Here is an 11794-nt window from a genome sequence, read left to right on the forward strand (position 1 = left end):
CTGCGCCCCCGTGCTGTGGGGCGGTGCGGAGGGTCGCGCGAGGCGATTTTCGGGCTTCTGCTCGACGATTCGGGCTGTCGCTCGCGTTTGGTCAACGGACGGCAAGTTACTGATCTGGCGCGAATCATCTTCGGAGTTCATTGGCGGATTCTAGCCGAATCAGCGGATTTTTCGTAACATTCGAGCGGACGAACTTTACAGCGAGGGTGGCTGTGGTTCATGGGCCCGACAAGGAGACGGTTGATGATGCCGCCTGGAATGAGGCGGTTGCAAGGGAGGCCGTGATCCGCAGACTGGTCTCGCTCGACTGCCCCGGCCGGTCCGATTTCTTCCGGGCTTGCCGTGAACTCGGCCTCAAGCGAACCCGGCTTTACGAACTGATCAGGGCTTATCGGGAGCATCCGGTCACGAGTTCGCTGCTGCCGCGCCCGGGCGGCACGAGACAGGGCAGCCGCCGGTTGCCGGATGAGACCGAAGCGGTAATCGCCGAAGCGCTCCGGGACTTTTACAAGACACGCCAGAAGCCGAGCATCAATCGACTGCACAAGGAGATCCGCGGGCTCTGCCGCTCGCGTGGCGTGCGCGTACCGTCCTGGCATGCGCTGAAGGCGCGGATCGAGGTCATAGACCCCGCCGAACTGACCAAGGCACGGGAAGGCTCGAAGGCAGCGCGTGATCGCTTCCACCCAGTTCCGGGAGAATATGCCGCCGAGTGCGCGTTCAACGTAGTCCAGATCGACCACACGCTGGTCGATGTCATTGTCGTCGATCGCCGATGTCGGCGGCCCCTGCAGCGGCCGTTGCTGACGCTCGCCATCGACATCGCAAGCCGCATGGTCGCGGGCTTCTACCTGACGCTCGAGGCGCCGTCGACGGTTTCGGTCGCACTCGTAATCCAGCATGTCGTGCAGCCGAAAGAGGTGTGGCTTGCCGGACTGGGCATCGATGCGAAGTGGCCGGCCTGCGGGTTCCCTGATGCCATCCACCTCGATAACGCCAAGGAATTCCGGTCGCGCGCCCTGCAGCGGGGCGCTGAGGAATATGGCATCGAGCTCATCCATCGTCCGATCGCCACTCCCCACTATGGCGGCCATATCGAGCGGCTGATCGGCACCATGATGGGCGCCGTCCATCTTCTGCCGGGCACGACGTTCAGCGACATCGACGAGCGTGGCAGCTATGATTCCGCCGCCCATGCGACGATGACTCTGGATGAACTGGAGCGGTGGATGGCGCTCGAAATCACGCGCTACCACGCCGATCGCCATGGAACGCTGGGGATTCCGCCGCTTGCGGCATGGCACGAGGCTGCGGCCCGCCGCGTTCGGCCTGTGCGTCAGCCCCACGATCTCGCCGGCTTCACGATCGATTTCCTGCCCAGCGCCGACCGGCTGGTGCGGCGTGACGGCATTCACCTGTTCGGTCTCCGCTACTGGGATGACGTGCTGAGCATATGGGCCGGTCGGCTCGATCGTGCGTTGCGCGTTTCCTACGATCCACGCGATCTTTCGAGGGTTTTCGTGCGCGCTCCGGATGGTACGCGCTGGCCGATCCGCTTTGCCGATCTGCGGCGCGCGCCGATCACACTTGGCGAACATCGCCGCGCTCGGACCGCCCTGCGGGAACGCGGTCTTTCGCTGGTCGACGAGCAGCTGATCTTCGAGACCATTGAGTCCCAGCGCGCACTAGTCGAGGACGCGACCAGGCGCACCAAGGCAGCGCGTCAGCTGGCGGAGAGGCGCGACCGAGCGCTGGAGGCTGCCGCGTCAAACGCGCTGGTTGCGGCCGAGCCGGCGCAAATCGAGGATGAGCGGCCGATCGACTGGAGCAAGGTCCCCGTCTTTCCCGTCGAGGAATGGTCGTGAGAGGGGAGGGGACTTTCGAGCACCTCGACGACCGCTACCGCCGCTATGCCGCTTTGCCCGACGAAGAGCGCATTGCCTGGATCAAGGCCGACCGCTGGATCGGCTTCGACCAGGCGCAAGCCGCACTTGTCCGCCTGAACGCGTTGCTTGCCTATCCCCCACGTGACCGTATGCCCTGCCTGCTGATCTATGGCGACACCGGCATGGGCAAGACCAAGATCGTCCGCAAATTCGAGCGGGCGCATCCGCCCACATTGTGTCAGTCGACGGGCGTGACCAACAGGCCGGTCGTCGTGGCCCAAGTACCCTCGGAGCCGGTCGAGCGCGACCTCTATCGGGAACTGCTGGCCAGCCTGCAGGCTCCAGCGCTCGTCGGCGGCGCGCTTGCCCGGGAGAAAGACATCTGCCGCTCGCTGCTGCGCACCGTCGGCGCCAGAATGATCGTGCTCGACGAGGTCAACGGCATGCTGGCGGGGACCTATCGGCAGCAACGGATTTTCCTGAATGCGCTGCGGTTTCTCGCAAACGACCTCAGAGTGCCGCTTGTCTGCGCCGGTACCGACCTGGCGCGCCAGGCCTTGCTCACCGACGCGCAGCTTGCCGAGCGCTTCGAGGCGTTTCATCTCAAGCTCTGGAAGAACGATCACGCCTTTGCGCGGCTCTTGAAAAGCCTCGCTGGCATCCTGCCGCTGCGCGCTCCGTCCGATCTCGAAACGGACGCGGTTCGTGAAAGGATCCACACGCTCACCAGCGGCGTCACGTTCAGGATTTTCCAGCTGATCGAGACGGCAGCCGAGGAGGCGATCCGGTCGGGGAAGGAACGGCTCGACCTGATGAGCTTCGGCGATGATCTTGTCCTTCCGCTTGTGTCGATGACGCAATCGGCACGCCGGCGGATGCCGCAGCCGGCGGCCGGGTGATGGAGCCGGATCGTCTGCCCGTGGCGCCGCGGCCCTTTCGCGACGAATTGCTGTCCTCCTGGATGGCGCGGGTGGCATGCCGCTACGGCCTTACGGCGCAGCAACTAGCCGGCTATTTCAGTGGCCTGTCGTCACCCCTGCCGATAGACGACGGGGCTCCGGCGGCCGGGCAGACGAGGGTTTGGGCACAGATCTGCAGTGTCGACCCCGATCGGTTGCATCGCCTGTCCCTGAGCTGGCGCTACCCGCGACGCGCTCGAGCCTGGTACGTAAGCAGGGGACCGGAATGGACGCCGTCGGCGATGTCCGGGTCTATCCCAGTCTGTCTCGCTTGCTTCGCTGCCGATCGCGCTGCGGGCCACGACGCGCATCTTCGAGCCGGCTGGATGCTCGCCGAACGCTGTATCTGCCCAACTCATGGCGAGTTGCTGCACGATCACTGCGTATCGTGCCACTGGCGTCTTTCCGTGGCTTTCCACCTGCACGACGGAAGCGCGCGGCCTGTCTGCAGCCATTGCGCGCGGCTTCTCACCGATAGGGGAGGGAGGGCGGTCAGCCACAGGATCCCGCCCTCCTGGCGACGGCGCTGGCCACCCAGCAGCGGATCACGGCAAGCGTCAACGGTGAAAATCCCGAGGGCGACAGGCTCGAGAAGGCGCTCTCAGTGCTCTGGGCGCCGCTCGACCATCCGGCAGCAGCGCGGCCGGTGCTGGCGCTGTGGTTCAACGAAGCCGGCTGGCGCTGTCCCTATGAAGCCAGGCATGCCGTCGGCGCCAAAACTCCGCTCGGCCAGTTGCCGGTGCGCTGGCGCTTCCTGACGCTGCTGGCTCTGGACGACGTTTTCGGTACCGATCCGCGCGTGGACGGTGCAATGCCGCCTGTCGCCGCTCATCTCGCCCGGCGGGCCGCGCCACGACCGATCCGCCTCTCAAGGCCAAGCCGACGGCCGCACGTCCAGCTGCTGAAGCGCTCGGCGGCCGAGTACGAGCGCCTGGCACGTCAAATTCTGGCTGATCCGAACTGGACCGCAGCGGAAGAGCTGCCCCCGCGAAAGCGAGAGCGTGTCCGGGCTCGGCTGATCGATGCTGCGCTTGCCGGGAATCCGGCGTCACCCGGGGCATGGTTGTCGCCCAAACTATCGAGCGACGAGCAGGCGATTCAGAAATGCTGAGACTGCGTGCTGCGGGGCGTAGTCTCACGAATTTCGATTCATCCGGCCGTACAAGGATGCACGAGATTTCGTCCGCAAGCCCGATTGACGTCGATATCGGCATTCTGCTCGACGAGAGAGGCTGCCCGCTGCCGCTGTCCGGGGATTAAGCGCAAACCCGGTCCGCTCAATGAACGCGAATTCTCGTCGATCTGACGCCTAAAGGAGACTGTCCGCCGGTGAAAAGCGAGCCACAAGGCCATTTTTTAAGGGGTCTCACAAAACGAGCGATAATGCAAGATTATCATTCATTATTGTTTGCCGACAGGCAGGGCGCTTTAGGCATATTATCGTTGTCAAAAGCGCCGCCGTGATTCATCCTGCTTTTCGATGATTCTGCGGCCCAAACTCCTCTCGCGCCACCCCGGCAAGCTTCTTGACGCGGTGGCCGTCGCTCCGTGGGCCCTGGTCCCGGCCTGGCTGCGCCGGGCAATCCCGGATGCGCAAAGCGTTGCGGGAAAGGAAGTTGAGGAGGTCGCGCTTGCTGCCGGTGCTGCTATCGGCGCCCTCGATGCGGTAGTCCGCCGGCAGGAACGGTGGGCCGGGGTCTGGCGGCAGCGCCTGGCGCTTGTCGCGGCCGCGGTGACGGCACGACAGGCCGGCCGCGTCGAGGATTCTTTGGCATTGCGCGACGCCGTGCTGCTGACACGCCCCGGCGATTTTTTGTCCGTTGGCCCGGCCGGGCTTTTGCTGCTCGCCTGGCGCCGGTTGGTCGACACGCCTGCCGAGAAACTGCTGACCGAGCGGAGCATCGGCGCGGTGTTGGAAGAACTCGGCTACGCCCCGGATGAAGAGGTGGTCAGCGCTCTGGTGGGGGAACTCGGTCAGATCGGCGGCGGGGCAGAGACGGTCGGGATGCTGACCGGTGCTTTTGTGGCCGCCGAACGCTATGGTTTTGGGCCGGCTTTCGGCGCCTGGCTCGCCGACGGTCTGCTGGCGCAGCGGCTGGCGTGGCCGCATGCAATACCGCTGCTGGGCACCGAAGCTGCTTTTTTTGGCATGCGTGCCGGGCATTCACGTCGGGCGGCGACCGGTATGGCGGCAGCGGGCCCTGAGACAGAGCCGGAGCGTGCCAAAAAACTGCTGGCGGCACAGGCGCGGGCGGCGCTGCGCGCCATCGATCTTTTTGCTGAGCTCGGCCGCCGTGCCGAAAAACTGCTGGCCGTCGCGCCGAAACTCAGGGCCAAGGGAGCGGACGCGATCGTCGACCGGTTGTTGAACGAAGACGCGCTCATGGCCTCGCGCGGGGACAAAAAAATGGACAAAAAGATGAGTGACCGGGGGCTACGCCGCCTGTTCGACCGGCTTCTTGTCCTGGGTGCCGTGCGTGAGCTGTCCGGTCGCCCGACCTTCCGCACCTACGGACTGTGACGATGGCGGCTCGTTCGACCAAAACTCGGCGAGACAATGGGGATGGGCAACGACCGTTGCTTGACCGGGAGCTGGATCACCTGCCGCCGGAGGCGCGCTGGCGCGAATGGATGCAGCGCGTTGAGGCAACCATTTTTGCCGCCAGCGAGCCGGTGACACGTAGTGTCCTCGCGCGGGTGGTTGGCGCGGATTGCAACCTCGATCTCTTGATCGACGACATTCGCGAGGAGCTGCGCGGGCGGCCTTACGACCTGGTCGCCGTCGCCGGCGGCTGGAAACATTTGACCCGGCCGACCTATGCCGACGCCATCCGCGCCGCTATGGGCGGCAGTGAGAAGGCGATGGATCTCACGCAATCCGAGGTGCTGGTGCTGATGTGCGTGGCGTATTTCCAGCCGATCACCCGCGCCGAGTTGTCGTCTTTCTTCGGCAAGGAGATCAGTCGTGATTTTATTGGTCATCTGCGCGGCGCGAAGCTGATTGCGTCCGGCCCGCGCAGCCCGACGCCCGGCGCGCCCTACACCTACGTGACGACCAAAGAATTCCTGTTGGAGTTCGGCCTCGACACGCTGCGCGACCTGCCGGATTTCGAGGCGCTCGAAGACGCCGGGTTGCTGTCGAAGGAGAAGCTGCTGGCAGGGGATATTCCGATGGGGATTGCGGGCGGTGAAGATGATGGCGAGGACGAGCAGCCGAGCGTCGGTCTCGTCGACGACGCGATGTGATGAACGGATCATCCTGGTTTTCCTGCGCCCGCCGATGAGAACTCATGACCATGACGACTGATCGTGCGACAGGCGATGACCGGTGAACCTACATGGCGTTGCCGTCAAGCAGGCTGGCCGGAAATAGCACCAACTTGGTGCCGCCGGCATAGCGTCGCGGCGAGAACAGGATGTCACGAAACCCTGCTGCTTGACCTGGTCGGCGGGCTTCCAGGAAGATTCTGATGCTGTCCCGTGTCTTCCTGACGACCAGCACGAAAGCGAATTTGCTCGTGCGAACAAGGCCGGTCTATGCCGATGCGTCGTCTGGCGGGGCAGTTCGCTTTGGAGCGGTTTGGTGATCGCTGAGGGTCTGGGAGAGACTGTGCAGCGCCCTCAGCAATTCTCCCATCGCCATACTGTGGGACAGCCCGTCTTTTTCGACGACCTTGATCAGCGCCTCGATATGGGCGCTGTCGGTATCCCACGGATTCGAAGAAGTTTTCATAAAGCATCGATTCAGGGGCAACGCGCGGGCGGCCAGGAGCGGGATGCCGCCCGCCGTGTTGCCTGATTTGCGTACTCGTTACCTGGCGCGAATCCCAATCTCGCTGATTATGGTTAAAATAGCATTACAGACTGCGTTTGAATCAGCACCGAAGCATGCCGCTTTGTCGGGCGGATGCAGCGGCACGAGGGCAATGCCCGTGTCGAACGGACACGACAGGATGGCCTGCTCGATTGTCAGAAACTGAAAGCGAACAGTAGATGTCGGTGTGATCGCCAGGACTGCTGAGCGACCTTACGGAATTCGAGGATTTCGGCTGCCCGCTTTGGCATCGAATGCTCGGTCGTGGTGATTGAGTGTGAAATCGCACCGAACAGTAACCCCGCGTCGAGCAGGATTTATCGACCTGATTTCATTGCGAAAATTAGAATTGTCCAAGGATCTAAGAAGGCGCAAATCGCAACCCTTCGAAAATCTGGGAAAGAGCAGCTGAATCAGACACTTGAGCATGCTGGTGCTTGGGGTTACTGTTCGGCGCGATTTCACAACGTGTATGCGAAACTGATAAAGGTGAAGGCCGCGCCACCTCGATGACAACCTTGTCCGCTACAATGTCGCTTGCACCTATTCGCTGCTGGGCGAGACTGATGGTGCCATCAAATTGCCGGAAATTTGCCTGAAGCAGTTTGGGACCGACATGAAGCAATGGATCAAAAACGACTCTCGATCTCATCCGGGATCATCCGGCAATCAGACGCTTTTAGCGCCGTATTGATGTCCGTCAGCAATGCTATGTTAGGAAGTCAAATGGCTGAGCCGCCCTATCGCGTCCAGGCGTTCAACAGCGCCACGCACTCCGAAAACAGGATGCACGATGATGCGGTGGCGCAAAAATATGGCTTCAGCGGCGGCCTGGTGCCAGGCGTCGATGTCTTTGCGTATATGGTCCACGTTCCGGTGGCGAAGTGGGGACGAGCCTTCCTCGAGCGCGGCCTGATGGAGGTGCGCTTCGCGAAGCCGGTTTACGATGGCGAAACCGTGGTGGTTACGTCCGAGCCTTCAGACGAAGGCCTAGCGATTGCGCTCAACGGCAGCGACGTTCGAGCTGCCGGCAGTGCCTCGCTGCCGGACGCGCCACCCCCGATCTCCGTTGGCGATTATCCCGAGACTGCGCCGGTTGCGGTGCGGGGGCCGGTCGATCTCAGGTCTTACCAGGTCGGCAAATGGCTCGGAACGGCGCCGCGCTCCTGGCCGGGCCAATCTGGAGCGGACTATCGGGCGGAAGTACGCGAAACCGATCCAATCTATGCTCGCGAAGGGTTGGTGCATCCCGGTATGGTGCAGCGGGTTATGAACCGGGTCTTGATGGAGAACGCTTTACTGGGGCCGTGGATTCATCTCGGCAGCCGCATGCAGATGCTGTCCACAGCTGCTTGCGATGAAGAGTTGGTCGCGCGGGCACGCGTTACCGCGAACTACGAAAAGAAGGGCAACCGTTTCGTGGAAGTAGATGCCGTTGTTGTTGCGAACGGCCGGAAGTTGATCGCCCACTGCCAGCACATCGCGATCTATCAACTTCGCGAACGAGCAGCGTGAGGCACAAGGCTGTCGAGCAGCATCGTCACCGGCGCACCCGGTTCTGCAGGCCGTCAAAACAGATAAGGGAACGCAAGACACGCACGTGACAATCGCTCCACCAGACGCGGACGGGGATTCTAGTCGCCTTTCAAGTTTGTCCCCCAGGACAGCCCGTGTCTGCTTCGGCGGCGCGGGCATCCTTACAACGAAAGCAATCAAAGATGCCCAATGCGGCGCTGGTATATCCCGATACGAAGCTCTTTATTGATGGCGAATGGCGTGAGGGTCGCGAATGCCGGACTATTCCGGTTATTGATCCGGCGACCGAGGAGACGATCGGCTCGGTTGCACATACCGCGCGCCGGATCTCGACGCCGCGCTGGCCGCCGCCGATCGCGGCTTCAAACTCTGAAGCTCAACCTCGGCGTTTGATCGGTCTAAGCTGATGTGCAAGGCCGCCGGCTTGCTGCGAGAGCGCGGAGATCGCATCGCCTGGCTCCTGACGCGCGAGCAAGGCAAACCTTTGGCAGAGGCCAAGGGCGAAGTGATGGCGGCGCCGACATCATCGATTGGTTCGCTGAGGAGGCGCGCCGCACTTGCGGCCAGGTGATTCCGGCGCGCGCGCGAAGAGCCATGCAGATGACGCTCAAAGCTGCCGGTCGGTCCGGTGGCCGCGTTCACGCCCTGGAACTTCCCGTCAATCAAACAGTGCGCAAGCTCTCCGCGGCGCTCGCCGCCGGCTGCTCGATCATCGAAGGCGCCGGCACCGCCGCCGGCGGCGCCTGCCGAGCTCCTTGGCGCCTTCGTCGATGCCGGCGTGACCGCCGGGGGTCGTCACTCTGGTCTCTGGCGCGCCGGGGGAGATCTCCGAGTGTGAAAATGCGCCGGCCAGTGACCCCGCGTCGAGCAGGATTTGTCGTGCTGATTTCATTGCGAAGATGAGTGTTGTCCTAGGGATCTCAGAAGGCACGATTGTGACCCTGCGAATCTCACAAAGAGCAGCTGTATCAAACTCTTGAATGTTCCAGTACCTAGGGTCACTGGCCGGCGCATTTTCGCAGCCGATCGCCTAATCAGATTCACGCGCTCGAAGGCGCACTGAGTCAGTCGGTCTGGTCGGCATCGAGGTATCGTCCCTCGGTTCATTACGCTTCGGCACCTTGGGGTCGATTGCACTATTTGGTAGTTTGTTCCGGCGCCGCGTGGAGAGTCTGCCATGTGGCCAGGGCTCGGGACAAGTGTCGGTCCATCATTCCCACTGCCAAATCGGTTCGACGAGCCTCAATGGCTTCAAGTATCTCACAATGATCGTCGTAAGCTTGCGTGCCCCGTGAGTAATCTGAAAAGTATATTATGCGACGCTGTTTTGAGAATTCATAAAATAATTTCACCGTGCGAAGCAGTACTCTATTCTGTGTTGAAGCGACGATTCCAAGATGGAACGCTTCATCCTCAGCCTCAATTGTCTTTTTGCTATCAATTGCAAGCTTCGTTTTGTAGAGGATTTCCCTCAGCCGATCTACGTCCTGATCCCGCCTTCTATCGCAGGAAATCCGTACGCCCTGCAGCTCCAGAATACTTCGCACTTCAAACACGTCCTTAGTCTCTTCAGGCTGAAACGGCAGGCCAGAAGACGCACGAAGAACGAGGGCCTCGATGCTACTTTCCTCAGAATTTCTAAGATAGATCCCAGAGTTAGGCCTTCGCTCAATCACACGCATCGACTCGAGAGCGGCCAAAGCCTCGCGAACCGCCCCGCGACTGACATTGAACCTGTCGGCAAAGTCACGTTCCGACGGCAATCGTTCGTTCGGCTCATAGCGACGCTCATCAATGAATGAGAGTATTTTCCCTACAACGTTCGGGACACCGGCAATCCTATCGCTTTCCGTCTTCTCAAGCATTTTTCGGTCTTTTTTCCAGCCGTCAGTCCATCCCAACCAGGTCCATCCCGATACGGAAGGGTCATAAATCATACGCGTTGCTTGGCAACTCGAACCCAAAGTACCAGTGAAACCCTAGCCGGTCTACCAAATTGGTTAATCCGGCTCCGCGCTGAAGCTGCCATATGCCCGATGGTTAAGCCACCCGTTCATTAAACTCCCCACGGCATGCCTTGCGCGTAGAGATGGCCAAGCGCGGCGCCCGGCCAACACCAAGCCGATGGCCTAGCCGTAAACGCCGTCCGCCGTTCAGGGCCTTCCTCTATCGCCACCGCACCCTCGAGACGCAGGTCGAAACTACCTTGCTCTCGTCAAACTCATTTCAGCTAAAATCTAGATGCAATTCATGGGTCGGTGACCTATAAATGCCCCCGGAACGCTCGGAGAGGCGTTCAGGTAGGAGCCCGACCATGATCAAGATGAGCGTCTACTATCCGGCCCATGGCGGCTCGAAGTTCGACCACGATTACTACTGTGCCAGCCACCTGCCACTGATCAGAGAACGAATGGGCGATGCCTGCCTGCGCTACGAGATCGAGAAGGGCCTAACGGGCCGCGAACCTGGAAGCGCGCCGGAGTTCGTCGCAGCGTGCCACATCTACTCACCGAGCCTGGGGACATTCCGGGAGGCGTTCGGCCCACACCGCGCGGAGATCGTCGCGGACGTCGCCAACTATACGGACATCGCACCCATCGTGCAGATCAGCGAAATCGTTGGAGCGTAAGGGCTTCGGTGCGTCAGGCTTGGCCGTTGTCCGGGATCGGCGTCGTGCTCGCCATGACCAGCTAACCGGTGCCGAACAGGTCCACGATCAGGAACGTGTCATTGCCATTCATGCGACAACTACTTTGCTCTCGTCAAGCGCGCTTCAGCCAAAATCTGGATGCGCTCTATGAACCGGTGAAGTAGACCGGCGCTGGCGAACGGTTCCAGAAAGCACCCGAAGCCTGCATCATTAACTCCATCTATCTTCGAAGTAGGGGTCAAAGTTCGGTCGTGCGGATACCCGCCGGGACCAGCGCCGCGTCGATCATTGCCATGACCATGTTCTGCGGGGCCTTGCCGATGTCGATGACATGTCGGCGGTGTCTATAGTGAGGGTGAACATGCGTCTCTCTCCTCACCTGCGAAGAGTAGAGCGAAGGTGCAGCCCGCTCACCGACTTGAGGCCAGCCTGCCGCAAAGTTCATCGGCAAAACCCGCTTCCAAGCACATTCCGCACGCAAAAGCCGTTTCACGCTTTTGCTTGGAAATGGGGTTAGCCCTTGTCCGCGGCCAGGCCTACCTGTTCGACAGCGTGCGCCGCGCAGATTTCGTCGTTGTCCGATGTATCGCCGGAGATTCCGACAGCACCGAGGGTTTCGCCCGCTTCCCCGCGTATCAGGACACCACCGGGAACCGGCACGATCTTCCCGCCGGAAACGCCGGACAGGGCTTGGACAAAATGAACACGCTCGGCGGCGGCCGCGTTCAGCCAGCGGGAGCCCGAGCCGACCGCCAGCGCGCCATAGGCTTTGCCAAAGGCGATCTCGAAGCGGAGCATGGAAGAACCATCCTGCTTCTGGAATGCGATGAGGTGGCCGCCTGCATCGAGCACCGCGACCGAGAGCGGCTTCAGGTTGAGCTCCCGCCCCCGATCCAGCGCGGATTCGATGATGCGATTGGCGACATTCAACGTGATGGTATTCATTGTT

11 protein-coding genes and 2 pseudogenes are annotated in these 11794 nt (G+C 61.6%); 10 read left to right on the top strand and 3 right to left on the bottom strand.

From position 1 onward, the window contains the following. Positions 1–281 precede the first annotated feature (281 nt). The 6 genes and pseudogenes from H5P29_RS32085 to H5P29_RS32105 all read left to right on the top strand — a co-directional run bounded on the left by H5P29_RS32085 (position 282) and on the right by H5P29_RS32105 (position 6091). On the top strand, positions 282–1865 hold the full coding sequence (locus H5P29_RS32085) for a Mu transposase C-terminal domain-containing protein (RefSeq protein WP_246765472.1): 1584 nt from the start codon (positions 282–284) through the stop codon (positions 1863–1865). Next, on the top strand, positions 1856–2785 hold the full coding sequence (locus tag H5P29_RS32090) for a TniB family NTP-binding protein (protein ID WP_154386546.1): 930 nt from the start codon (positions 1856–1858) through the stop codon (positions 2783–2785). Before H5P29_RS32085 ends, H5P29_RS32090 begins: the two co-directional genes overlap by 10 nt. A gap of 62 nt (positions 2786–2847) precedes the next feature. After that, positions 2848–3156, top strand: a pseudogene (locus tag H5P29_RS33070) (hypothetical protein); the annotation flags it as partial. Between the two features lie 293 nt (positions 3157–3449). Then, positions 3450–3956: a hypothetical protein gene (locus H5P29_RS32790; protein WP_246670852.1), complete on the top strand. Its 507-nt coding sequence runs from the start codon at positions 3450–3452 to the stop codon at positions 3954–3956. A 369-nt stretch (positions 3957–4325) separates the two neighbouring features. After that, entirely contained in the window at positions 4326–5366 is a 1041-nt protein-coding gene (locus tag H5P29_RS32100; RefSeq protein WP_154386543.1) for a DUF1403 family protein, read from the top strand. 2 nt (positions 5367–5368) lie between these two features. Next, positions 5369–6091, top strand: a complete 723-nt coding sequence (locus tag H5P29_RS32105; RefSeq protein WP_093037012.1) for an SMC-Scp complex subunit ScpB — start codon at positions 5369–5371, stop codon at positions 6089–6091. A 929-nt stretch (positions 6092–7020) separates the two neighbouring features. On the opposite strand, the gene H5P29_RS32115 is transcribed toward H5P29_RS32105, so the two are convergent. Beyond that, on the bottom strand, positions 7021–7311 hold the full coding sequence (locus H5P29_RS32115; RefSeq protein ID WP_139274564.1) for a hypothetical protein: 291 nt from the start codon (positions 7309–7311) through the stop codon (positions 7021–7023). 74 nt (positions 7312–7385) lie between these two features. On the opposite strand from H5P29_RS32115, the gene H5P29_RS32120 reads away from it, so the two are divergent. The 3 genes and pseudogenes from H5P29_RS32120 (at position 7386) to H5P29_RS32125 (ending at position 9098) form a co-directional block, all read left to right on the top strand. Next, positions 7386–8174: a MaoC family dehydratase gene (locus H5P29_RS32120; protein ID WP_093037332.1), complete on the top strand. Its 789-nt coding sequence runs from the start codon at positions 7386–7388 to the stop codon at positions 8172–8174. Between the two features lie 155 nt (positions 8175–8329). Continuing rightward, positions 8330–8602, top strand: a complete 273-nt coding sequence (locus H5P29_RS33075) for a hypothetical protein (protein WP_245414195.1) — start codon at positions 8330–8332, stop codon at positions 8600–8602. Further along, positions 8602–9098, top strand: a pseudogene (locus H5P29_RS32125) (aldehyde dehydrogenase family protein). Before H5P29_RS33075 ends, H5P29_RS32125 begins: the two are co-directional and overlap by 1 nt. A 233-nt stretch (positions 9099–9331) precedes the next feature. On the opposite strand, the gene H5P29_RS32130 reads toward H5P29_RS32125, so the two are convergent. Next, on the bottom strand, positions 9332–10132 hold the full coding sequence (locus H5P29_RS32130) for a FadR/GntR family transcriptional regulator (RefSeq protein ID WP_217649894.1): 801 nt from the start codon (positions 10130–10132) through the stop codon (positions 9332–9334). A 377-nt stretch (positions 10133–10509) separates the two neighbouring features. Here H5P29_RS32130 and H5P29_RS32135 point away from each other — a divergent pair, with 377 nt between their 5' ends. Next, on the top strand, positions 10510–10824 hold the full coding sequence (locus H5P29_RS32135; RefSeq protein WP_093037020.1) for an EthD family reductase: 315 nt from the start codon (positions 10510–10512) through the stop codon (positions 10822–10824). Positions 10825–11358: 534 nt separating this feature from the next. Here H5P29_RS32135 and H5P29_RS32140 read toward each other — a convergent pair. After that, the gene (locus H5P29_RS32140; RefSeq protein ID WP_093037026.1) at positions 11359–11790 is read right to left on the bottom strand and encodes a heme-binding protein; all 432 of its coding nucleotides are present in this window, start codon (positions 11788–11790) and stop codon (positions 11359–11361) included. Positions 11791–11794: the final 4 nt, after the last annotated feature.

The organism is Aminobacter sp. MDW-2, from assembly GCF_014250155.1.
GTDB classification, from domain to species: domain Bacteria; phylum Pseudomonadota; class Alphaproteobacteria; order Rhizobiales; family Rhizobiaceae; genus Aminobacter; species Aminobacter ciceronei.